Source organism: Microvirga arsenatis (assembly GCF_009910705.1).
Taxonomy (GTDB): Bacteria; Pseudomonadota; Alphaproteobacteria; order Rhizobiales; family Beijerinckiaceae; genus Microvirga; species Microvirga arsenatis.
Genome location: NZ_JAAAXJ010000025.1, coordinates 1 through 23,008, shown reverse-complemented (window position 1 = coordinate 23,008; position 23,008 = coordinate 1). Strand labels below are relative to the sequence as shown.

At 61.8% G+C, this 23,008-nt stretch carries 15 protein-coding genes and 3 pseudogenes; 12 read left to right on the top strand and 6 right to left on the bottom strand.

What is annotated here, in order from left to right; genetic code table 11:
* Positions 1-516 precede the first annotated feature (516 nt).
* The 4 genes from GR303_RS22300 (at position 517) to GR303_RS22285 (ending at position 7,995) form a co-directional block, all read left to right on the top strand.
* Positions 517-1,848: an efflux RND transporter periplasmic adaptor subunit gene (locus tag GR303_RS22300; protein ID WP_161726392.1), complete on the top strand. Its 1,332-nt coding sequence runs from the start codon at positions 517-519 to the stop codon at positions 1,846-1,848.
* A gap of 18 nt (positions 1,849-1,866) precedes the next feature.
* A complete protein-coding gene (locus GR303_RS22295; protein ID WP_161726391.1) occupies positions 1,867-5,130 on the top strand; it encodes an efflux RND transporter permease subunit in 3,264 nt (1,087 codons plus the stop codon).
* Between the two features lie 86 nt (positions 5,131-5,216).
* Positions 5,217-6,131, top strand: a complete 915-nt coding sequence (locus GR303_RS22290; protein ID WP_161726401.1) for a cation diffusion facilitator family transporter — start codon at positions 5,217-5,219, stop codon at positions 6,129-6,131.
* A gap of 502 nt (positions 6,132-6,633) precedes the next feature.
* On the top strand, positions 6,634-7,995 hold the full coding sequence (locus tag GR303_RS22285) for an adenylate/guanylate cyclase domain-containing protein (protein ID WP_161726390.1): 1,362 nt from the start codon (positions 6,634-6,636) through the stop codon (positions 7,993-7,995).
* A 1,320-nt stretch (positions 7,996-9,315) separates the two neighbouring features.
* Here the strand turns inward: GR303_RS22285 and GR303_RS22280 are convergent.
* Positions 9,316-10,170 (bottom strand): annotated as a pseudogene (locus GR303_RS22280) (IS3 family transposase); the annotation flags it as partial.
* Between the two features lie 64 nt (positions 10,171-10,234).
* Here GR303_RS22280 and GR303_RS22275 point away from each other — a divergent pair.
* The 3 genes from GR303_RS22275 to GR303_RS24965 all read left to right on the top strand — a co-directional run bounded on the left by GR303_RS22275 (position 10,235) and on the right by GR303_RS24965 (position 12,816).
* Complete coding sequence (locus GR303_RS22275; protein ID WP_161726400.1) at positions 10,235-11,395, top strand: IS30 family transposase; 1,161 nt, start codon at positions 10,235-10,237, stop codon at positions 11,393-11,395.
* On the top strand, positions 11,392-11,679 hold the full coding sequence (locus tag GR303_RS24430; RefSeq protein ID WP_425487137.1) for a Mu transposase domain-containing protein: 288 nt from the start codon (positions 11,392-11,394) through the stop codon (positions 11,677-11,679). Before GR303_RS22275 ends, GR303_RS24430 begins: the two co-directional genes overlap by 4 nt.
* Positions 11,680-12,048: 369 nt before the next feature.
* Positions 12,049-12,816, top strand: a complete 768-nt coding sequence (locus tag GR303_RS24965; protein ID WP_161726389.1) for a LuxR C-terminal-related transcriptional regulator — start codon at positions 12,049-12,051, stop codon at positions 12,814-12,816.
* 162 nt (positions 12,817-12,978) lie between these two features.
* On the opposite strand, the gene GR303_RS22260 is transcribed toward GR303_RS24965, so the two are convergent.
* Positions 12,979-13,790, bottom strand: a protein-coding gene (locus tag GR303_RS22260) for an IS5 family transposase (protein ID WP_161726388.1) whose coding sequence is annotated in 2 segments (ribosomal slippage) — positions 12,979-13,361 and positions 13,361-13,790 — 813 coding nt in all. Because the reading frame shifts where the segments join, the coding sequence is not laid out codon by codon here.
* A gap of 98 nt (positions 13,791-13,888) precedes the next feature.
* Positions 13,889-14,026, bottom strand: a complete 138-nt coding sequence (locus GR303_RS22255) for a hypothetical protein (protein WP_161726387.1) — start codon at positions 14,024-14,026, stop codon at positions 13,889-13,891.
* A 967-nt stretch (positions 14,027-14,993) separates the two neighbouring features.
* Here GR303_RS22255 and GR303_RS22250 point away from each other — a divergent pair.
* Positions 14,994-15,986, top strand: a complete 993-nt coding sequence (locus GR303_RS22250) for an adenylate/guanylate cyclase domain-containing protein (RefSeq protein ID WP_343038497.1) — start codon at positions 14,994-14,996, stop codon at positions 15,984-15,986.
* 502 nt (positions 15,987-16,488) lie between these two features.
* On the top strand, positions 16,489-16,716 hold the full coding sequence (locus GR303_RS22245) for a hypothetical protein (RefSeq protein WP_161726385.1): 228 nt from the start codon (positions 16,489-16,491) through the stop codon (positions 16,714-16,716).
* Between the two features lie 358 nt (positions 16,717-17,074).
* Here the strand turns inward: GR303_RS22245 and GR303_RS22240 are convergent, their stop codons facing one another.
* Positions 17,075-17,224: a hypothetical protein gene (locus GR303_RS22240; RefSeq protein ID WP_161726383.1), complete on the bottom strand. Its 150-nt coding sequence runs from the start codon at positions 17,222-17,224 to the stop codon at positions 17,075-17,077.
* An 813-nt stretch (positions 17,225-18,037) separates the two neighbouring features.
* Here GR303_RS22240 and GR303_RS24960 point away from each other — a divergent pair.
* Positions 18,038-18,300 (top strand): annotated as a pseudogene (locus GR303_RS24960) (transposase); the annotation flags it as partial.
* On the opposite strand, the gene GR303_RS22235 reads toward GR303_RS24960, so the two are convergent.
* Positions 18,231-18,440, bottom strand: coding sequence for a hypothetical protein (locus GR303_RS22235; RefSeq protein WP_161726381.1), 210 nt, complete (start codon positions 18,438-18,440; stop codon positions 18,231-18,233). The pseudogene GR303_RS24960 and the gene GR303_RS22235 sit on opposite strands and share 70 nt — an antisense overlap.
* A 220-nt stretch (positions 18,441-18,660) precedes the next feature.
* On the opposite strand from GR303_RS22235, the gene ltrA reads away from it, so the two are divergent.
* Entirely contained in the window at positions 18,661-20,154 is a 1,494-nt protein-coding gene (gene ltrA, locus GR303_RS22230; protein ID WP_161726379.1) for a group II intron reverse transcriptase/maturase, read from the top strand.
* A 58-nt stretch (positions 20,155-20,212) separates the two neighbouring features.
* Positions 20,213-21,338: pseudogene (locus GR303_RS22225) on the top strand (IS5 family transposase); the annotation flags it as partial.
* Positions 21,339-21,718: 380 nt separating this feature from the next.
* On the opposite strand, the gene GR303_RS22215 reads toward GR303_RS22225, so the two are convergent.
* Positions 21,719-22,393 (bottom strand): TetR/AcrR family transcriptional regulator, encoded by a 675-nt coding sequence (locus GR303_RS22215; protein WP_161726374.1) that lies wholly within the window; start codon positions 22,391-22,393, stop codon positions 21,719-21,721.
* Positions 22,394-23,008 lie beyond the last annotated feature (615 nt).

Below are 23,008 nucleotides of genomic sequence, written 5' to 3'. Positions count from 1 at the left end.
GCTCGCGTCCGGCACCGCCGCTTCTGGCGGATGGTGGTCGCGCGGCTGATGGCCTTAGTGGTGTTCCTGGCCCTGGTTGCCCCACTGCCCGCTGCCGCCAGCGGGGGCTCGACTGCCCCAGCCTCTGCGGCGATCACCAGCACTACGTCCGATCTCGGCGATCCGGCGAGCGGCACCGACGATGCGGCGCTTGTCCAGGACGCCCACTGTCCCCTACATCAGAACGCCGCCGGGCCCGATCCTGTCTCGCCCGCCGTCGTTAGCGCCACCGTCTGCGGCGCGTTTTCCGCCTGGGCCGACGCGGCCCCGCGGTCCGGTCCCGCCGCTCTTCCCCTTAAGCCACCCCGCGCCTGACCCAACCCTGTCGCACCGGCTCCCATGAGCCGGCTTGAGGCCGCCCCCTCCCGGCATGGGAGTCTCTTAAGGGTCGGCTGACTGCTTCCCCTTTCTTGTATCCCCGGCGAGCCCACGTTCGGGTGAGCGCAAGGTGCCCCGTTTCAGATTGGTGGTATAATCATGCGTGTTGTTATTCTTGCTATCGTCGCCGGGCTCGGCATCGTCCTGGGCAGCCTTATGCCGCCTGTGACGCACGCGGTGCGCACCGCCGTCAGCGCTGTCCCGCTGCCGCTCCTGGCACAACTGGGGGCGCCTGCAGGCGATCCGGCAGAGCTCGAGACTGGCCATGGTGGTGATAAGGACGCCCATGGGCAGGATACCCATGGGGCAGAGGCCAAGCACGCCGGGGACGATGGCCATGGATCCGGTGAGGCCGAGGCCCCGGAGGGTGTTATCCTCATGGCGCCTGAGCGGATCGAGGCCGCCAGGATTGATGTTGCTCCTGTCGACGAGGGCACCCTTGTCCGTCGCCTGAGCGTGCCGGGCACGATCATCCCCGATCCTGATCGCGTGGCTCGCATCCCCGCCAAGGTCATTGGTACCGTGGTGGAACTGAACAAGCGCCTCGGTGCTCCTGTCGCCAAAGGCGAGGTGGTGGCTATCCTGGAAAGCCGGGAAGTGGCCGAGGCTAAAAGCGAGTATCTCGCCGCCCAGGTCAATTTCGATCTACAAAAGACCCTGTTCGAGCGCGAGCAGTCGCTGTTCCAAAAGAACATCTCGGCCGAGCAGCAATTCTTGCGCGCCCGCACTGCTTTTACCGAGGCGCAGCTGCGCCTTGACCTGACCCGCCAAAAGCTGTCGGCGCTTGGCGTGGGAGAGAACGAGGTCGCCGGCCTCTCAAAGGCTAACATACAGGGGCTGCAGCGCTACGAAATCCGCGCCCCGCTCGCGGGCCGCATTGTCGAGCGCAAGGTCGATCTCGGCGCTCCAGTCGGCGGCGAAGGCCAGGAAAAGGAGCTCTATGTCGTGGCGGACCTGGCCACCGTCTGGATCGAGCTGTCGGTCTCCACCGGAGACCTGCCCCAGATCCGGGACGGGCAGTCCGTCACAATCACCACAGGAACGGACGCCCACCAAGGCTCACCGGGTCGGATCATCTTCATCAGCCCTATCCTCAATCCGGATACCCGCACCGCCCGTGTGATTGCCGCAATTGACAACAAGGATCTGACCTGGCGCCCAGGCTCCTACGTCACGGCCCAGATCACCACGGAGGAGCAGCCAGTCAGCTTACGCATTCCGCGCACGGCCCTGCAGACCGTCGAAGGCGAGCAGGTGGTGTTCGTGCGCACCGCTCAAGGTTTCGAGAAGCGGGAAGTGGTTCTTGGCAAGGGCGACGACGAGGCAGTCGAGGTCGTGTTCGGGCTCGATCCCGGCGAGACGATCGCGGTCGGCAACTCCTTCGTGCTCAAGGCTGAGCTCGGCAAGGCCGAAGCCGAGCACGCTCACTGATCGAGAGAGGCAAAAGTCATGATCAAACATATCCTCGCCTTCTCGGTCCATCAGCGCTGGCTCGTGGTTCTCCTGACCCTTGTGGCGGCCGCCCTCGGGATCTGGTCGCTCAACCGGTTGCCCATCGATGCCGTGCCGGACATCACCAACAACCAGGTTCAGATCAACACGGTCGCACCCGCGCTCTCGCCCTACGATGTTGAGAAGCAGGTGACCTATCCGGTCGAAACGGCGCTGGCCGGCATCCCAGGCCTCGAATACACCCGCTCGCTCTCGCGCAACGGCTTCTCGCAGGTCACCGCCGTCTTCAATGAGAAGCTCGACATCTACTTCGCCCGCCAGCAGGTCAATGAGCGGCTCAGCGAGGCCAAGGCCAACCTGCCGCCGGGCGCCGAGATCAATATGGGCCCGATCTCGACCGGCTTGGGCGAGATCTACATGTGGGCGGTGCACTACAAAAAGCCGGAGGAGGGGACTCTGCCCAAGAATGGGCAGCCGGGCTGGCAAACGGACGGCAGCTACCTGACCCCTGAGGGCCAGCGGCTTGCGACGGAGGTCGAGCGCGCCGCATACTTGCGCACCGTACAAGACTGGATCATCCGGCCTCAGCTCAAGACCGTGCCAGGGGTCGCCGGCGTTGACGTGATCGGCGGCTTCGAGAAGCAGTACCATGTCCAACCGGACCCGGCCAAGCTGATCGGGCTCGGGCTGTCGTTCAGCGAGGTTACCGAGGCGCTTGAGCGTAACAACGCCAGCCGCGGTGCCGGCTACCTGGAGCGCAATGGCGAGGGCTATGTGGTGCGCTCGGCCGGGCGACTGGAGAGCATGGACGAGATCGGCAACGTGGTTGTGACCACCCGCGGCGGCGTGCCGGTGCGGATCAAGGACGTTGCGGAGGTGAAGATCGGGCGCGAGATGCGCACCGGCTCGGCCTCCGAGAACGGGCAGGAGGTGGTGGTTGGCACTGCCCTGATGCTGATCGGCGGCAACAGCCGCACGGTCTCGGCAGCGGTGGACACCAAGATGCAGGAGATCAACAAGTCGCTGCCGCCCGGCATCGAGGCCAAGACGGTACTCAACCGCACCCTGCTCGTCGATGCGACAGTCAAGACGGTGGCCAAGAACCTGGCCGAGGGCGCCCTCCTCGTTGTGCTGGTGCTGTTTCTGCTGCTCGGCAACTTCCGCGCGGCCTTGATCACCGCCCTGGTGATCCCGATCGCGATGCTGATGACCATGACCGGCATGGTCCAGGGCCAAATCAGTGCCAACCTGATGAGCCTGGGAGCCCTCGACTTCGGCCTGATCGTCGACGGGGCGGTGATCATTGCCGAGAATAGTCTGCGCCACCTTGCCGAACGCCAGCATGAACGCGGTCGCACACTTACCAAGGGCGAGCGCCTGAGTACCGTCATCGAATCCGCTGAGGAGATGATCAAGCCGTCCGTGTACGGCCAGGCAATCATCATCCTGGTCTACGTGCCGCTTCTGACCTTCACTGGAGTGGAAGGCAAGATGTTCCAGCCGATGGCGCTCACCGTCATCATCGCCCTGGCGGCCGCCTTTGTTCTGTCGCTCACCTTCGTGCCGGCCCTGATCGCTATCGCCATCACTGGGCGGGTGAAGGAGAAGGAGAACGTGTTCGTCCGGGCGTTGAAAGCCCTCTATCAGCCGGTGCTCAGGGGGGCCGTGCGTTATCCCATGCCGGTCATCGTCGCATCCGCCCTGCTGTTTCTGGGGGCGGTGCTTGTCTTTAACCGGCTTGGTCAGGAGTTCATCCCGCAGCTTGACGAGAAGAACATCGCCATGCATGCCTTGCGCATTCCGAGCACCGCGCTGTCGCAGTCGCAAGGCATGCAGCTCCAGGTCGAGAAGGCGGTCAGCGCCTTTCCGGAGGTCGCGTACGTGTTCTCGAAGACTGGCACGGCGGAGGTTGCTTCCGATCCGATGCCGCCAAATGCTTCGGACACCTTCATCATCCTCAAGCCGCAGGAGGAGTGGCCCGACCCGGCACTTTCGAAAGAGGAGCTGATCGGGCGTATCCAGGCGTCGGTCGAGAAGCTGGCGGGCAACAACTACGAATTCACGCAGCCGATCCAGATGCGCTTTAACGAGCTTTTGGCCGGCACGCGTGGCGATCTCGCCGTCAAGGTGTTCGGCGAGGAATTCGGCCAGATGCTGCCGGTGGCCGACCAAATTGCGACGGTGCTGCGCAGCACGCCTGGCGCTGAAGACGTCAAGGTCGAGCAGGCGACCGGTCTGCCGTTCCTGGAGATCAGGATCGACAAGGCCGAGATCGCGCGCCTGGGCTTGAGCTTGGCGGCGGTTCAGGACGTGATCGGGACCGCCATTGGCGGCCAGGAGGCCGGCATCGTCTTCGAGGGCGACCGGCGCTTTCCCATCGTGGTGCGGCTACCTGACGCTGTGCGCGAGGACATGGAGGCACTGAAGCACCTGCCGGTGCCGCTGCCGGGGGCAGAGACTGGACGGGGGGCGGCCTCAATTCCTCTGGAGCAGGTCGCCAGCTTCTCGGTTGCCGAGGGGCCGAACCAGATCTCGCGTGAGAACGGCAAGCGGCGGGTGGTGGTCACAGCGAATGTGCGCGGACGCGACATTGCCTCGCTCGTGGCCGAGGCCCAGGCCAAGGTCGGGGAGCAGGTCCAGCTCCCGGCCGGCTCCTGGATCACTTGGGGCGGGCAGTTCGAGAACTTGGCGGCAGCGCGACAGCGCCTGATGATCGTGGTGCCGGGCTGTTTCTTCTTGATCTTTCTGCTGCTCTACTCAGCGTTGGGCTCGCCGCGGGATGCGCTCCTGGTGTTCAGCGCCGTGCCGCTGGCGCTGACCGGCGGCATTGCGGCACTGTGGTGGCGCGATCTGCCGTTCTCGGTCTCGGCGGCCGTGGGGTTCATTGCGCTTTCGGGCGTAGCAGTGCTGAACGGGCTCGTGATGCTCATTTACATCAAGCAGCTGATGACGGAGGGCCGTTCCCGGCGCGAGGCGATTGTGGAAGGCGCCATGACGCGCTTGCGGCCAGTGGCGATGACGGCGCTGGTGGCCTCATTGGGCTTTGTGCCGATGGCGCTGGCAACCGGTACTGGCGCTGAGGTGCAGAAGCCGCTGGCTACGGTGGTGATCGGTGGTCTGATCAGCGCGACCCTGCTCACCCTCCTGGTGCTGCCGGCTCTTTACGCTCGATTTGCCAGGACGGCGCCGCGCCAGGAGCAGGTGAGCCCGCGTGAGGACCACGCGACTGATCCGGTGCACCTCAGACCCGCCGCCGAGTGACAGGAGAGGGCAAGGGCACGCTGCCGTGCCCTGCGGCGCTTCAGGTCAGGGGGCACGGATCTCGGGCACTTGGAAAAGGAGAGATGATGGGCACCGGTCACGACCATGGAGCGGCGCAGGCCGGCTCTGCTGCGGGGCGCCACCGGGAGCGCCTCGTCGGGGCGCTTGCACTGACGCTGGCCTATATGGCGGCCGAGGTGATCGGCGGCCTTGTCACCGGCAGTCTCGCCCTGCTGGCCGATGCGGCTCACATGCTGACCGATGCCGGCGGATTGGCTCTGGCGCTTTTTGCTATCCGCTTTGCCGAGCGGCCCGCGACGCCGCAAAAGACCTATGGCTATCTGCGAGCCGAGATCCTGTCGGCCCTGGCCAATGCCGTGGTCCTGCTGCTCTTGACCGTCTACATCCTCTACGAGGCCTACCGCCGCTTCATCGATCCGCCTGCGGTGATCGGCGGGCCGATGCTGGCGGTAGCCGCCGTTGGGCTGATCGTGAACTTGATCAGCATGCGCCTTCTCGCCGGCGGATCGTCGGAAAGCCTCAACGTGCGGGGGGCCTATTTCGAGGTTTTGTCCGACATGCTGGGCTCGCTCGGCGTGATCGTGGCGGCGCTGCCGGTCCTGTTCACCGGCTGGAGGTTGGCCGACCCGATCATCGGCGCCGGCATCGGGCTGTTCATCGTGCCGCGGACCTGGCACCTGCTGAAGCAGGCAACCCACATCCTGCTGGAGGGCACGCCGCCTGAGGTCGACCTTGTGCTCCTGGAGAAATACCTGCGCGAGATCCCGGGCGTGATTGCGGTCCACGATCTTCACGTCTGGACCATCACCTCGGGTCTGGATGCCATGAGCGGGCACCTGGTCGTGTCCGACGTACGCGAGGCGCCACGCATTCTTCGCAGCGCCCGCCAGGCCATGGCCGAGAGATTCGGCATTGATCATGTCACCATCCAGATTGAGGATGAGGCGCTCAGGGCCGAGGAGAAGACCGTGCAGGTTTGAGCTGCAGCGGAATGAAAAGAAAGGCGGAGGTTCGATCGTGCCTGAGCGGCTCGCGTTCAGAGATCAGAGGCTTGGAGCCAAGCGGCGGCCAACGCTGTGATCAGGCAAAAGCTGCCAATGACAGTGCCGGCTCCTGGCGGACGTCAGTTCAGTAGACTTGGCCGGAAAGAGCCTGCGGAGCCTATCGTCCGGGAATGATCAGGCCGCCATCCTGCGGCAGCTCTCGGCGCAAGCCCAGCAGGCGCTGACCGCACACCGCTCTGGTTGGGTTGTCGCCCGTCGGCCGCGTCTGTGCATTCCTTGATCAAGCCCGCTGAGTGAACCCGTTGAAGCCAGTTGCGACGCCCCGCCAAGGGTGCATCAAACTCGCCGGTCATCGACTCGTTCTCTCATTTGCTCAACCGGAATGATGTGCCCAGGCCCTGCACCTGAGCGACATCCAAGAAAGCACCCAAACGCCCCACCACACTGCGGGCACATTGCTCTTATTCAAAGAAGTCGAATGCCAAGCACCGATCAGCAATCCCTCAATGTCTGGAGCAACCTGAAGCGTCGCGAGCGCAACACCGCGCACGACGGAGCAGATGCACGCTCGCCCGAGTTCGAGCGTCACGCACTGCTGCCCCGCCTTCTCGTGTTCGGTATCCTGATCACGGCAGCTTTTCTCGACGATGGCCCGGGCCATCATCAGGGCCATTGGATCCTGCTCGCTGGCTATGCTGTCAGTACGATCACCGTCGCATGGCGGGTGCGATCCGGGCAACTCGAGCGGATGCTGCCGTGGGTCTCCACGCTCCTCGATGCATTCCTAGCCATCTACGTGCTCGCCGAGCACCTGCCTGCAAAGTTCGAAGGTGCGCATCATGCCTCCGACGCGGTCAGCGAACTCCCGGCTTTCCTCTTCCTGCTTCAGAACAGTCTGCGGCTGCGGTATGATCACGTGCTCACCTTTGCCGGGCTGGTCGTGAGTGGATGGGCGGGTGCGCTGGCAGTTGCTTATGGGGTACCGGCCAGCGCCAAGATAACAGGTTCATCCGAGACAATTACTCATCAGCTGTTTGGTCTGGTGGCATTCGCGGCAGCAGCAATCTTCGTTCTCCTCAGCGTGCGTCGCATGCGCCAAGCGCTTCTGGGTGAACTGAAAGCACAACGTGAGCGGGCGTATTTTGCCCGATTTGTGCCAAGGGGACTCGGGATTGACATCCTGCGCACGGGACAACGAAAGCAACTGAGGGATCGCCACGTCTGCCTGATGGCGGTCGACATTCGCGGGTTTTCCATCTTGACCCGCAGACACGACCCCGCCGACGTTCTCACTTGGCTTCTCGATCTTCGCGCGGTTGTGAACGGAATTGTGACGGCGCGTCATGGGCTCGTCGACAAATACATAGGAGACGGCGTGCTAGCTCTCTTTCTGGAGGGAACTGCCAACGCACAGGCCAGCAATGCCCTGGCCGCAGCCTTAGATATTCGGGCCCACCTGGATCAATGGAACGCCCAACGGAATCAGGTCGGACTTCCATCGCTCCGGTTGATAACGACCCTTCATGCGGGCGACGTTCTGGCCGGAGTCTTCGATGATGGGCTGCGGGCGGAGTTCACGGTGCTTGGACCTGCGATGAATGCTTTGTCGCGGATTGAACGACGAGCTAAGGAGGAGGGGCACGACCTCGTTGCGTCCAAGCGCTTTGTGCGCCTTCTGAACCAACAAGCACTCACGCAACTGCATCGCGACCGGCTCCCGCGGCGGAGCACAGATCGTGACTTGCCGGACGTCATGGCAATCTGGGAAGGAGCCGATTGTACCAAGACGGCCAGCTGCCCGGACCATCGCGAAGATGGACAAGTATCTGGTGAGGTGTAACCTGGCCTTGGCCCTGACGGTTGCCTGGGAACAAGCCGCCAATGGGTTCCGCTTAAACAAATATGCTCTCAGGGAACTTTGACGAACGGGAACAACCTCCCACGTCGCTGCTTGAGTGATCATCTACGCTCCGATGCTACCAACAGCCCGAGAGTGTGAGCGGGCAGACTGGCTTGGAAAAGGCCTGCCGGCCTGCGCTTGCGACCCTTCGGGAGCCAATCGGCTCCTCATTCGAGAGAGCCCCACGATCATTTGAAACAATCCAGAAAATCCTAGGCTCAAACATCGATTGAACCTGCTCCTGGCGAGGGAGCTCGTTGTCATGACCGGTGCCGCTCCGCACCCGACCGAGGCTGACAACAGTGCCTATGTTCAGGAGAAAGCGCATTCATTGAGACAGCCATCGAGCCCGCCCGACGCGACTCTTCCGCTGACGTGCTCCTCCGGATCGAGAACAACAGTTTCGCCAGGATTCGACTGACACGGGCCGAGACGAAGCTCGGCGTCCGCGGTGCATCTGACGTCCATGCCGGTTCCGTATCAGTCCACAGCGAAGGCTCCAGCCTAGGAGCGGGTGAGCAGGCAAGGCACTACAGAACAACCCCACCTCACGCGTGGCCTGGTCAAGGAGGAATCCACCTGTTATGGTTATGGTGATGACACCGTGACTTTACGGCGTCGTTCCCTTGAACGGGCTTGCGAGCCCGCCCCTCAGGCCGTTTGGAACTGCTCCAAACGGCTTCTTTTTTGCAGACCAGACCGCCTGATCCACCTGCGGATTGACCCCGGGTTGCGGTACTCAGCGAAAGGGCGACCGTATAACGCGCCTGTCCAGCATGTATTGTTGCCTGGTCTCGTTGACACGGCATCTCCTCTGCTGCACGCAACCCTGGGAAGCCGGTGCGAGGTCGCCCCGCAATTCGCCTCGTCTACGGTGACATCGCTCTGGCTCCGGAGCAGCTTGATCCGCGGCGCCAGGGCCCTTGTCGGTTTGATGGCGTTCTGCACCTGTGCGTCAGCCGCGCGAGCGGAGGCGAGTGGTCAGCAGGACAATAAGGAAATCACCACTTAGATGTTTAGATTGCAGATTCCGATTTCATCCGGTCAGGGATTCCGAGGTGAAGCCCGCCTTGATTCCAATCATTCTCCGGCCACCGTTCCGAGATCAATCCAGCCACCATTCCGACCGTTGTCCGGCAAAGGGGTAAGCCGCGATCGTGGAGGTGTTCCCAAGGCCCGCCGATCAGGCATGAAGGCTCCATGGTTACGAGCAAGGAGCAGCCTGGACTTGCTTAGCTCTAGTGGAGAGCGGTTTGGTAGCTATCCGGCCAGCTTTTCGAACTGAACCGGACTGACATAATCCAGTGTCGAATGACGCCGGACAGGGTTGTAGAAGCCGTCGATGTAACGACCAATGGCCGCCTTGGCCTCAGCTCTGGTCTGGAACACCGTGCGCCAGACCAATTCGGACTTCAAGGTCTTGAAGAAGGTCTCGACCACCGAGTTGTCATAACAGTTTCCTTTCCCGGACATCGAGATCCGGATGCCGTGCTTCCTCAACTCGGCCTGATACTTGATCGAACAGTATTGACTGCCGCGGTCGGCGTGATGGATCAGCCCCTCACCAGGTCGTCGGATCGCCAGAGCCTTGCGCAGCCGGTCGCTGACCGCCCAGCCAACCACCCGCCGAGCAAAGAGATCGAGGATCACGGCCAGATACAGCCATCCCTCACCCGTCCACACGTACGAGATATCCGCGTTCCACTTCTGGTTCGGGCGCTCGGCCGAGAAGTCCTGCTCGAGCAGGTTGGGAGCAATCAGAAAGCCATGGTGGCTATCGGTGGTGCGTTTGAACCGACGCTTCTGCCGGGCTTTGAGCCCATTCTCCCGCATCAGCCGGGCGGTACGGCGTCGACCAACTTGCAGTTCCTCATCCTGCAGCTCGCGGGTCATACGTGGGCTGCCATAGGTCCCATTCGAGAGGGTGAAGGCCGAGCCGATGTGGGCCAAGAGGACCAGGTCCTCCCGCTGACGGCAACTCGCCGGACGAGATCGCCAGGCGAAGTAGCCGCTCTGGCTCACTTCGAGAACCTGGCACAGACGGGTGACGGGGAAGCTCTCTTTCGCCACATCGATGAGCTGGAACCTCATCGACTTCCCTCCTTGGCGAAAAAAGCCGTGATGGATTCAACGGGTCAGCGCACCATGATCGATTTTCTGGTGTCTGAAAGGATCCATGATGGCGCGTACGGGGCGGCCGGGCTTATCGGCGGAGCAGAAAAGGGAACTCTGGGCCCGGTGGAAAGCTGGCGAGTCGCTGAGCGACATCGGCCGTGCTCTTGGCAAGCATGCCGGGTCAGTCTTTGGCGTCGTGCTCGCCAAGGGAGGCATTGCTCCACCGCCGAGGACACGCTCTCGGCTTTCGCTCACGTCTGAAGAACGCGAGGAGATATCGCGGGGCCTCGCAGCCGAGTGGTCATTCCACCAAATTGCGAACCGGCTTGGGCGATCACCCTCGACCATCAGCCGGGAGGTCCGTCGGAATGGAGGCAGAAAGAGGTATCGTGCCACGCAAGCCGATGAGCGTGCCTGGCAACAGGGTTTACGTCCGAAAGCTTGCCTTCTGGCAATCAACAAGTCTCTTCAGGAGCTGGTAGCGGAGAAGCTTCAGAACCAATGGTCTCCCGAGCAGATCTCAGGGTGGCTCAAGGCTGAACACCGCGATAACAGAACGATGCGTGTATCCCACGAGACGATCTACAAGAGCCTGTTCATCCAAGCCCGCGGCGTCCTGCGAAAGGAGCTGACCCGCCATCTGCGGAGCCGACGGGTTATGCGGCGCGGCAAGACAGCGAGCACGGTCGGCCAGCCGAGAGGCCAGATCATCGATGCTGTCTCCATCAGAGATCGCCCGGCCGAGATCGAGGATCGGGCTGTGCCGGGGCATTGGGAAGGCGATCTGCTCGCGGGCGGCAAGAACACGCATATTGCCACCCTGGTTGAACGCCAATCCCGGTTTGTCCTGCTGGTTCATGTGGAAGGCAAAGACAGCGACAGCGTGGTGGAGGCTCTTGTTCGCCAGGTGCAGCAACTTCCTCAGGGATTGATGGCGTCGCTGACGTGGGATCGAGGCATGGAACTGGCCCAGCACAAGCGGTTTAGCATCGCGACTGACGTGAGCGTCTACTTCTGTGATCCGCAGAGCCCCTGGCAACGCGGGAGTAACGAGAACACCAATGGCTTGTTACGCCAGTATCTCCCCAAGGGATCGGATCTGTCCGTCTACAGCCAGGATGATCTCGACGCGATTGCCCTCAGACTCAATACCCGGCCGAGGAAAACCCTTGGCTCTAGAACCCCTGGCGCTATGCTGGCCGAAGCTGTTGCGCTGATCGATTGAACTCACCCATTGAAAGACCCACCCTCGCAGCTCTGCCGGCGGAAAACTACGTGTTCGCGCAGTGGCAGTTCGCCCGCGTCGGGCTGGACTACCACATCGAGGTGGACGGCTTCTTCTATCCCGTGCCCTTCGGCCTCATCGGCGAGCAGGTCGACGTGCGCCTGACGCAGCGGACCCTCGAGGCCTTCCAAGAATCTGAAACGTCGGCATCGCGAGCGGCGTCAGCCCTATGTAGCTCTGATTGCCGAACTTCAGAAGCACCTTGCATCAACCATGGTGAATGATCTTCGGGCAGCAGGTTGATCCACTCCCATCGTGAATTCACCGGCTCCATTGCCCCTACGGGCCGGGACCTCAAGCGCTTTCCTGTTCGCGATGGCTCCCCGCCTCATCGGCTGAAGCCTAGAAGGGATGAAAGAGGGCCTTACGAGCCTTAAGTGAGCCTCTCCTTCTGTCTTCGGCCTCGAACTTGCTCAGCTAATACTCGCCGTTCGTAAGGCAACTCCGCTTTCTCCTGCGCAATCACAGAAATGTGACTGCATGTCACAGTTACGAATATTTTTCTAACCAGATTACTGTCGGGATTCAGACAGACAGACACTCTGCCACTTGTTTACTTTCTCTTAGCGGAAGAGATAAGACAGGGGGCACGGATGACTGCACAAACGCTGACGCTTGTACATGATCGCTCGTTGGACGCTGACGCCCCATCCACGCGTTTGGCTCCGGCGATCCCCACGGCTCTAATCTGCGACAACCCCCTTCTGCGCTCAGGACTTCAGCACATCCTGCGGGACACGCTCTTTGCGATTGCCGAGGCAGCATCTATCACTGGTCCAAAACGCCCTCATTCTTGTGCCCCCAACACGGCCTTGGTGATCATTGAAGCCAGCCAGAACACCGGTCGTGCGCTTGAGGTGATCAGGCTCGTAAGAGAGCGGTCGCCAGAGACCCGGATTGTTGCTCTGGCGGATCAACTTGACCTCAGCTTCGTGCGGACGGCACATGAGGCTGGCGTGAACGGCTTCTGCCTAACCGCCAGCGGCCCTGAGGTGCTAATCAATTCACTGGAACTGGTCATGCTCGGGGAGAGAGTTCTGCCCTTTGAGGTGGTGCGCTCCCTCATAGAGAGAACTCCCCAGGCCGGAAATCAGCCGGTTCAGGATGAGTGCGTGTCAGAGCCGAAGCTTTCTGATCTGAAGGAATGCAAGCTCTCGGTGCGGGAGGCGGAAATCCTGGGTTGCTTGACGAAGGGAGAGCCGAACAAGGTTATCGCTCGCAATCTCGAGATCACTGAGGCGACCATCAAAGTCCACGTCAAGGCCATTCTGCGCAAGATCGGAGCTACCAATCGCACCCAAGCAGCCATATGGGCCTCTCAGCGTTTACCGAGAACAGGGGTATCTGACCTGAATGTCTGAGACATTGCCGATGGAGATCAGGTACGCGTCCACGTCAATCCGCCGTACCCCGTCAAATAGCCCGCATCCGCTTAAGCGGCACAGCACCACGCCTACTCTGAATCAAGCACTTGGATCGAGCAATAAAATTGCTCCCCAGCTTGTTAGAGTCCGTCCCGTAAATCATGAGCACCGTCCCAAGCGGCGGATAAGGAGCATGACGGAAGCAGCGTAAAGGAAGGCGCGGGCGGACGTGAGTGTCGCCTCCGGATCCTTCCAGAGCCGACGATTGCGGCTGATCCAAGCGAAGAACCGTTCCACGACCCATCTGCGTGGATGCACCGCGAACCCCACCTGATCGGGCGGCTTTCTGACAATCTCGATGGTGATTGAAGTCGCTTGGGCGGGAGCCTCTCCAGCATAGCCGCTGTCGGCAAACGCTTTGACGATGAACGGGAAGGAGCGCCGCGACCGGCGCAGGACCACAGGCGCACCATCCCGGTCCTGAACGTCAGCCGGCTGTGGCTCCAGGACCAGACCGCGCCCGTCGGTGTCGAACATCCCTGGCGCTTGCGGCCTTTGACCTTCTTGCCCCCATCATAGCCTCTTGGGCCGCCGCTCTCGGTGGTCTTCACGCTTTGGCTGTCGAGCACGGCGGCTGTGGGCGAGGCTTCCCGGCCGACCCGCTCGCGATCCGCCATGACCAGCAGATGGTTGATGGTCTCGAACACACCGGTGTCCCGCCACAAGCTGAACCAGCGAAAGACCGTGCTCTTGGGCGGCAGATCAGAGGGCAGAAGCCGCCAGGCAACGCCGCCGCGCAGGACATAGAAGATCGCGTTCAGGATCTCCCGGGCGGGCCAGCGCCGGGGTCGTCCCCGGGCGTGGGGCTCAGGCAGGAGCGGCGCGATCAGCGCCCACTCGGCATCGGTCAGATCAGTTTCGTATCGCAAGCCGTCGCGGCTATACTGCCGCCGGGTGGTCGGGGTCCACATTGCGGTTCCAGGTCAGGCTTCAGCACCCTCCTGGAATCATACGGATCTCGGCCACTCAACCCTTTTCGGGACGGGCTCTTAGTCTTATAATCTGCATCTCAGCCGAAAATCTGATGGCCGATCAAGGCCACGATCCCGAAAGAAGCGAGCGATAACGTCAGCCATATCGGGCAATGATGGGTGCAATCCTCTGCGTCCAGACGCGGATCAATATTTAATTTCTCTTGCTTGCTCATGTCTGTTTTCGATGCTGGCCGAGAGAAAGAGCGGTTAACGCATCTTAATCATTTCTGACTCTTGACATGATGTCAAAGCAGGCAGACTAAGACTTAGGGCTAGGCAGTTGCTAAGCTTACCGACGGATCGTTCCTGGGCGTTGATCCAAACAACCTTTGCTTTGTAAGGGTTTCAGCCGGTTAATATTTGCGAAACAGGACTGGCTGTCGATCCCTTCTGATGAGCTTCGAAAACGCAGCAAACGGGCCCAATCCAAGAGGAGAGGGCCCGTGGTGACATGAAGTCACTCGCTAGTCGCGTTTATCCGGGTGTACCCGGCTGATTAGTTCAGATTGTCGAGCGGAAGGATGCCCCGACACTCAAACTGACAGCGTGGAGGCATGCTTCGGCCCAGGTGGTATCTGTATGCGAGCCTCCCTCTGTCGGAGCCGGGGCGGGCGCTCGGCTCAAGAGAACAGTGGATTGGCTGCCGTTAGGAACCCGCACAAGCAAGCAGGCCAATCCGAGTGCTGGTGACGGGCATTCCGGAAGCGTGACATCAACCCATCACACAATCCCAAGCCCTGAACAGAGTGTTGGTTTCAGCGTGGCTGAAAAGAAAAGGCCCGATCATAGCCGGGCTTTGCCACACTGTCAGAGGATGGAAGGGCAGGGTACACCAGGGCTGTCACGGCAACCCTTTATCAGAAACTTCAGGGTTAAATGTCGTAGCGTGACGAAGCCTGTCAGCAAGAAGCGCCATCGGTTTCCACCCCAGATCACTGCTCATTCGGTCTGGTTGTACTTGGAGAGCATAAGGAGTTGTGGGGCAACACTGTTCCTCACAGTCAGAGCTCCCGTTGGAATAGCGGCTGAACGGGCTTGGTAGCCGCTTTCCTGGGGACCCTCTCACAAGTTGCCCCACAGAACCTCATGCTCTCCTACTCGTGTGACGTGCGCCGTGTGGGGCTACAAAGGACCTTGGCCGTGACCAAGCCGGCAATCCCGATCAGGCGCCGCCTCGCAGCCATCTTCTGCGCGGACGTGGCTGCCTACGCGCGCCTCATGAGGATCGACGAGGCAGGAACCTTGTTCCTTCTCAACGCCCATAGCGACGTCCTGGACCGGCAGATCACCCAGCATAACGGCCGGACCGCCAACACCGCCGGTGATAGCATCGTGGCCGAGTTCCCCAGCGCGGTCGATGCCGTTCGATGCGCCCTAGACGTCCAAGAGCGCATTGCCGCCGTCAATGAGGACGTTCCCCAGGAGCGCCGGGTCGTGTTCCGGATCGGAGTGCATGTTGGCGGGGTCATGATCCGCAATGGCGATATTTTTGGCGACGGTGTCAGCATTGCCGCACGCATGGAGAAATTGGCCCAGCCCGGGCTCGTTTGCCTGTCGGGAACGGCCCACGAATACGTCCGGAAGGTGCTGCCGCTGAGCTTCGACGATCTAGGGATGCAGGTCGTCAAGAACCTCAGCACCCCCATTCAAGCCTACATGATACACCCCTCCACGAGCGTGCCGTCGCGGACCTTGCCACCGGTCCACCGCCACAACGAGTTCAACCTGGGGCGGCGCTTCGACCGGGTCCTCACGGCGGAGCTGACTGAGATTACCGAGCCCGAGGGGCTCACCGCAGTCGAGCCTGCGGTCTTTGCTTCCCTCCACGATGCGCCCGGGTTCACGGAACGCCGTGTAGCCGAGCGGATCGGATGCGACCTCGCGAGTGTCCAGCGGATGATGAAGCACCTCGAGCGTCGTGAATGGATCTGCCGGGCACCCGGAGCAGGGAACCGCCCGCACCTGTTCAGCCTCACCCCGGAGGGTCTGGAACTCTACGCACGCCTGCATCCTGCGATTCTGGCCGTGCGGGATCGGGTCATGGCCACCCTCTCGGAGCGAGAGCGGGACTCGCTTCAGGAACTGTTAGGGCGGGTGATCAGCGCCAACGAGACCCGGCGAACTTCACCTTAGAGCATTGTTGGATGCAGACGATCGGATCCGCCTTTCGCTGACGCAGGCCTTTGGCTCCGCACGATGCACTGGTGACGGATAACACCCGCAAGGAGAACAGCGCCTGCACGCCGTCTGCAACGGCCACCTGATGCCTGCTCACAGATCAGCCGACCCGGACAAAGGGAACTTCCTCATGGCTGGTTCATGAGGGGCTTGTCAGAACGCCATGGAATTGCGGGCCGCTTCACCTGGGTGCCGTGAGCAGGCCTACGGAGAATGTGGCCTTGCATCGGTTGCAGCAAGGCGGCTGAGCCAGCAACCAGAATGCGGCAAACTAACATAAGTTAACAAAGCCACGCCGTTGTGTCGGCTTCCTGTCAGACTGGGCTTCTCCGGTCCGGTAGGGGTTCGGCACAAACAAGGACATCGCCTGAGGGGTATGGATCGCAGCCGGCAAGCTGCCAAGCGTTCGCTCAATGGAGAGCAACGCCGGTGTTTCCGCTTGCGGCCGGGGGCTCCCATGACAAGCCAAAAACGCAAGCCGACCCGTTCCGATCGCCGCCATATGCTTCGGCTGGAGCGGCTGCTCCAGGCCATCGAGGCGGAGATCGCGCGCCGCGAGAAGGACAGGGGATTGGGTCTTGCGACGCAGGATCACTTCATCCTGTGGCGGCGGTCATGCTTTTTCGCTCCCTGGTCGCCGGAACTCCAGTACCGGCCAGCCCCGCCGCTTTGCGCGCCCCTCTGACTTCCGGACATCGTTTATGAACCGCCACTCGTTTAGTTCGCCTGTTGTCGTGACAATCGAGCCAGCCTCCGGGCGCACGCGTCAGTACCCGATCAGGGACCTGTATAGGGCCATAGCCGTGATGCGCTGGTACAGGCTCAGGCCGCTCATGGACCTGCGTGCCGTCAATCCTGGGGTTTGGCTGGGTACGAGTGCGGCCATGGCACGAGCGCAGGAGCATCCGGATCCTGTGGCCGTCGAACACGCCCGCGAGATGTTCGTGGTACTGGCAAAAGCCGCCGGCATTCTCGCCGGCCTGTAGCAAGAATGGATGCTGCACATTCCAGCGCATGCTTGGCTGCGTCCTCACGAAGCCAGGCTATCGTTCCAGCGTGATGGCGCCCAATCCGAAGCCCAACTTGTCGTAGGTGATCCAGACCTCTCCCTGTCCAAGCATCAAGCCCTTGTCCCGGACGAAGATTGTCTCAAAGGCGGAGTTCGCGATGACCTCCCGGAGGCGCGGATCCATGACCGTTTTCTTCGCGGCGATAAGCTGGTCGCGGTTGTAGATGGTCCATTTGGTCTATCCTGTCACTGTCAAGGGAAAGTGGGTAAACCCGGGCCAGGAGTGTGACGTCACGGGAGCGAAAGGCCGCCTTGACGCGCCTGAAGCCGTAGTAGGCGGTGAGGGGGTCGAAGCTCTGATCGCGGTAGCCCGCCTCGATCTCAGGCGCCAGCTTCGGTCGGGAGAACCCCGCTTCAGGCGGTCTCACGGGTAGGTCCATGGACCGCCGCAGCTCCCGCACGAGAAGGTACAGAGCCCTGTGGTGGTCGTAGAGTTGCTGTAACGCCAGCGCCTGGGTCTGTGCCGCTCCGCTTGCGAGGGATTCCGTGATCTCCTGATCGACGGTCTTTGTGTCGCTCCCGTGTTCCGCCACTGCCTGGAGGCGGCGGTTTCCTCCAGTTCCTCGACGAGTTGGTTGCGCGCGATCCAGACCCGTTCCTCGACTTCGGCAAGAACCTGCCCGTGTGACGGGCTGAAGGTGGGACCCTCCGCGATGTCGGCGGGCAGGGCCTCAATGGCCTCCCGGGGCGTTGGGCCCTTGAGTTCGTTGGGCGGATACCGGGGATCGACCCTGTAGGTCCTCCCGTAGACCTTCACGAAAAACGAATCCGAATAAACCGGCAGGGCGCCAAGGAAAACCAGCAGGCAGCCAGATAGCCCAAGCAGTCGGCCCTGAACAACCCACAACTGATTGAGGTTGAAGGATTCTTCGTCTTGGCGAAGCATTGTAGAATGCTAGCATCTGGGGACTGACCCGCTTAAAACCGGTGTTTTGCCATGGGACCCAAGCCGACGATGCCGAGCTCCGGCGATCTCTACCGCAGCCGGCTCGATCAGATTCTCGATCAGCGCCACGAGCTCTTTCGCCTGGGCAGTCTCATCGACTGGGACAGCTTCGATCACGAGTTTGGTCGCTTCTACCGCCCGCTCGGACGACCCGCGAAGCCGACACGCCTGATGGTTGGGCTGTCTATCTCCAGCACACCTTCAACTTGTCCGATGAGGCGGTGGTGCAGCGCTGGATCGAGAACCCGTATTGGAGCGCCGGGAGACCGGCAAAGAGCAGGTGGTGCAAGTCCACCGCGATGAAGGAGTAGCGATCCACATCGACCCCGAGCCGTGCGAGGGCCGCCGCGAGGCTGTCGTCGAAGCGTCGGCAGGGGCCGTGCAGGCCAGCCATTGAGCCACGATAGGGTTTCTATCCCGGATGCCGACACGCTCCAGTACGTGGAAGGCAACATCCCACAACCCGGTATCGCAAGGGCTGCGGGGATCCGGCATGGTCGCAGACTCTGGCATGCACGCACGCTCTTTGCGCGGGAACCGGGAGATCTCCGGCTTGACCGTCGGTGTGCGTATCAGCCGACGGCCCGCATCGGGAAGGCGAGGAGCCGAAGCCGATGATGCACGAGCCGGAGAAGTCTGACCTCGCCATAGTAGCAACGAGGCCCTCGAACAAAGCTGGGACACCGGCGGCGGAGGGGGCGGAGCCAAGGGCGAGGACCGAGGGGAACACGGGCCATCCACGCACGCACCGGACACAGAGCCGGGCCAGCGTGTCACCGGGGCTGGATCGTGTACGGCACGCTGCAAGGCAGCGGAAGAAGCAGAAGTTCACCGCGTTGATGCACCATGTTACCCTTGATCTGCTGTGGGAGTCGTTCCAGGCGCTTGAGCGTCAGGCTGCGCCCGGGGTGGATGGCCTGACATGGCAGGAATACGAGGCAAACCTGGAGGCCAATCTTCAGGATCTGCACCACCGGGTCCATCGTGGCACATACCGGGCGAAGCCGGTTCGGCGGCGGTTCATTCCGAAGCCGGATGGCCGACAGCGCCCGCTAGGCGTAACCGCTCTGGAGGATAAAATCCTCCAGAGCGCCGTGGTCAGGGTTCTCAACGCGATCTACGAGGAGGATTTCCTCGGGTTCTCGTATGGGCTCCGGCTAGGGCGCAGTCAGCACCATGCGCTCGATGCGCTCTCGGGTGGCATCAATGCCATGCGCGTGAACTGCATTCTCGACGCCGATATCCGGAGTTTCTTCGACAGGATCGACCGAATGTGGTTGCTCCGGTTCCTGAGGCATCGGGTCGGCGACGAGCGCATCATCCGCCTTGTGCTCAAGTGGCTCAAGGCGGGCGTTCTGGATGAGGGAGAATGGAGCGTTAGTGACATGGGGACACCTCAGGGATCAGGGGCCTCGCCCCTGCTCGCCAACGTCTACCTGCACTACGTCTTCGATCTCTGGGCCGAGCAGTGGCGACGGCGACAAGCCAACGGCAAGGTCATCATCGTGCGCTATGCCGATGATGTGATCGTAGGCTTTGAGCACGAAGGCGACGCGCGGCGGTTCCGGGACGCGATGCGTGAGAGGCTCCAGCAGTTTGGACTCGAGCTTCATGGGGACAAGACCCGGCTGCTGGAGTTCGGTCGCTATGCGAGAGAGCGCCGGCAGCGACGGGGCTTTGGCAAACCAGAGACGTTCCAGTTTCTCGGGTTTGTGTTCATCTGCGGCAGGTCACGGCAAGGGCGCTTTCAGCTCCATCGCCGGACCAGGGCGGACCGGATGCGGGAGAGATTGCGCGCGATCAAGGACCGGCTGCGGAAGCACATGCATGCTTCCATTCCCGAGCAAGGGAAGTGGCTGAGGTCTGTGATGACGGGCTACTTTGCCTATCATGCGGTGCCCACCAACATGCGATCGTTACAGAAATTCCGTCACCGGGTGATGGTGGCGTGGCGACAAACGCTGCGCCGGCGGAGCCAGAAAGACGGGATGAACTGGCAACGGATGATGCAGATTGCCGACGCATGGCTGCCGATGCCCCATATCCTTCATCCCTGGCCTGATCAGCGCTTTGCCGTCACACACCCGAGGTGGGAGCCGAATGCCTGAATAGGGCACGTTCGGACCTGTGCGGGGGGTGCTTGGTAACAGGCATCCCTACCGCGAACAGTGGTTCTGCGGCTGCGAGTACTTCCAGCATGAGCTGCCGTGCGATCCCAACTCGCTGACGCGCTGGCGCAAGCGGCTCGGACCCGAGGGACTGGAGACGCTGCTGGCCACCACCATCCAGGCCGGACTGGAGAGCGGCGCCGTGCGGCCCTCGAGCCTGGAGCGGATCAGCGTCGACACCACGGTGCAGCCCAAGGCGATCACTCATCCCTCTGATGCCAAGCTGTACCTGAAAGCCCTGCAGGCTCTGGTGCGGCAGGCCAAGAAGTGCAGTCTCGATCTGCGTCAGGCCCACACCCGGCTGGCCAAACGGGCGGCCGTGCAGGTGGGCCGCTATGCTCATGCGCGGCAGATGCCGCGCATGCGGCGCGAACTGAAGCGGCTGAAGACCTATCTCGGGCGGGTCTGCCGCGATGTCGCCCGCAAAGTCGCCGCGGATGAGGGCCTCGCCCTTCGCTTTGCACGTCTGCCGGGCCTGACGGAGCGCCTACTGCCCCAGGAGCGCACGAGCAAGAAAAAGCTCTACAGCCTGCATGCGCCCGAGGTGGTGTGCATCGCCAAAGGCAAGGCGCATCGCCCGTACGAGTTCGGCAGCAAGGTTGCGGTGGCGGTGACCAACCGGGAGGGCTTCGTGCTGGCCTCCAAGGCGCTGGAGGGCAATCCGTATGACGGCCATACGCTCAGCACGACGAGAGGATCAAGTCGTGGCCATGACGGACATGGAGCCCGCGCGTATCTACGTCGACCTGGGCTATCGCGGGCACGACTATGTGCACAAGGAGCGCGTGTTCATCGCCCGACAGCGGCGGGGGCTGACGCCCACGATTAAGCGGGAGCTGAGACGCCGGTCGGCAATCGAGCCGATGATCGGGCACATGAAGCAGGATGGGCGGCTGGGACGCAATCACCTGCTCGGGGCAGCCGGCGATGCAATCAATGCCCTGCTCGTGGCCGCCGGACATAACCTGCGCCTGATCCTGAACTGGCTCAGGCTTTTTGTGGCTTGGCTTCTGGCAGCCCTGATGGGTTCATCGTGCAACCGGATACGTCGCAGGTTGCCTGAAATCCAGCACCAGCCTCGTGCCGCCGCATTATTCAGGGCCGACCAAGTACCCTGGCGGTAAAGCCAGCCGTCGCCGCCTCTCGTTCCGAATAAAATCGGTCAACTCATTCTACACCTCAGGGAGAAGAAACAGATATTTATTTATCGCCTGCTCACCAAGCGTGGTATTATTCTTGGATTTCGAGAGCCGAAAACTTGTCCTAAGGACACGCGCTATGAGGAAGTCCGTTCTCTTAATCGGCGCTGCCGTCCTGTCATTCGGGGTTGCAGCAGTGCACGAGGCTCAGGCCCAGCCCCATTGGCGTGGCGGTGGGATTCATCGCGATGGATGGCACGGCGGCGGCTGGCGAGGTGGAGGGTATGGTGGCGGCTGGCATTACAGGGGCGGTGGCGGCGCTGTTGCGGCTGGCCTGATCGGGGGAGCCCTCATTGGAGGCCTGATCAGCTCCGCGGCTGCGGCTCCCTACTACGGCTATGGCTATGAGTATCCCTACAACTATCGCTATGCCCCGACCTATCCGTATGCAGGCGTCTCCTATGGCACTGGCTACTACGGCTCCCCCTGTTACGTAACAGGCGGTTGACTGCTTGGACGACCCGCTCGTGCTCCTTCTCCGAAAACGGACTGATGTCATGCATCTCCAGGCTGTTCAGGCCCTCAATGGCCAGCCAGCCCACCAGCGCCGCGTCCAGATCGTCCGATGTGACTTTCAGGTTCTCCAGGGTCGCCTTGATGACCTCGCGCACGGGATCTAGCAGGTGCGGGTTCTCGGCTGAGGCAGCCAGCATGCCATTGGCGACCTCCTTCGTCCTACCCTGGCGCAGCTTGAGCAGGGCGGCCGTGCACAGGCGTGCTTCCAGGTTATGTCCCGGCTCAGCCTGACCTCGGAGCGCCTCCCGCTCCGCTGAAACCTCGTCAACGAGGCGCTGGATCATGGCCTGAAGCAGCGCTTCCTTGGTGGGAAAGTTGTAGAGAAGCCCACCCTTGCTGAGCCCAGCGCGCTCGGCCACGGTGTCCAGCGTCAGCCGTCCCGAACCCACCTCACTCACAAGCTCCGCCGCCGCATCGAGAATCCTCTCGCGGGAACTCTTCCGGCCTCGAACACGTCCCGACATCGCTATCCTTGCGCTAAACCGTCTGGCCGAAATACATCCGCCATATCAGCGCCCAGCCTTTCAGCGTCAAGACGAGAGCATGACCACGCCAAGGGGCTCGGCGTGGTTCTCTCTTGATGTCGAGGCCAGGCTTAAGAGGAATAGGTTGGAATGTATTCTCGCTAATACGCAGGGCTGCCATGGCAAAGTGAGTCATTAGGCTGCGCCAAAAAGTGATCTGCTGTGGGAACCGGATCGATCCGTTGGGGTTTACGGCTGGGCAGTATGCCCTCCCAGCCATCCATTGCTCCTAACCTGACTCTTTGAATCGTGCCCTTATGAAGCAATTTGTCTCTCACCGGCCGCAGGCCATTGATCTTTGGCTGACGGCCGCCGCGGCTTCGGCGGCGATTGCCGTCATCAGCCTGTGCGCTCAGTTACCGTAGGAAGGCTCCTCGACAGTCTTGCGATGCGGTGACCTCGGCAATCTCACGTGTCATCGATCAAGCGTAAGCGCGCAAATCTCCGCACCTTTTCATGGCTGATGCAGTGACGGAGTCTGTGTCCGCAATGGAGGCTGCGGACGCAATGACAGTGAATAGCGCGGACATTCCGGGTCAGCTGAGGGTCGTCAGG

Excerpts from the sequence above, each read along its gene's own strand:
- GR303_RS22235 (WP_161726381.1), bottom strand. The coding sequence starts at position 18,440 with ATGGCTGGCCTGCACGGCCCCTGCCGACGCTTCGACGACAGCCTCGCG.
- GR303_RS22295 (WP_161726391.1), top strand. The coding sequence starts at position 1,867 with ATGATCAAACATATCCTCGCCTTCTCGGTCCATCAGCGCTGGCTCGTG.
- GR303_RS22215 (WP_161726374.1), bottom strand. The coding sequence starts at position 22,393 with ATGTCGGGACGTGTTCGAGGCCGGAAGAGTTCCCGCGAGAGGATTCTC.
- GR303_RS22245 (WP_161726385.1), top strand. The coding sequence starts at position 16,489 with ATGACAAGCCAAAAACGCAAGCCGACCCGTTCCGATCGCCGCCATATG.
- GR303_RS22240 (WP_161726383.1), bottom strand. The coding sequence starts at position 17,224 with ATGGATCCGCGCCTCCGGGAGGTCATCGCGAACTCCGCCTTTGAGACA.
- GR303_RS22255 (WP_161726387.1), bottom strand. The coding sequence starts at position 14,026 with ATGAGCAAGCAAGAGAAATTAAATATTGATCCGCGTCTGGACGCAGAG.
- GR303_RS22285 (WP_161726390.1), top strand. The coding sequence starts at position 6,634 with ATGCCAAGCACCGATCAGCAATCCCTCAATGTCTGGAGCAACCTGAAG.
- ltrA (WP_161726379.1), top strand. The coding sequence starts at position 18,661 with ATGATGCACGAGCCGGAGAAGTCTGACCTCGCCATAGTAGCAACGAGG.
- GR303_RS24965 (WP_161726389.1), top strand. The coding sequence starts at position 12,049 with ATGACTGCACAAACGCTGACGCTTGTACATGATCGCTCGTTGGACGCT.
- GR303_RS22300 (WP_161726392.1), top strand. The coding sequence starts at position 517 with ATGCGTGTTGTTATTCTTGCTATCGTCGCCGGGCTCGGCATCGTCCTG.
- GR303_RS22275 (WP_161726400.1), top strand. The coding sequence starts at position 10,235 with ATGGCGCGTACGGGGCGGCCGGGCTTATCGGCGGAGCAGAAAAGGGAA.
- GR303_RS22290 (WP_161726401.1), top strand. The coding sequence starts at position 5,217 with ATGGGCACCGGTCACGACCATGGAGCGGCGCAGGCCGGCTCTGCTGCG.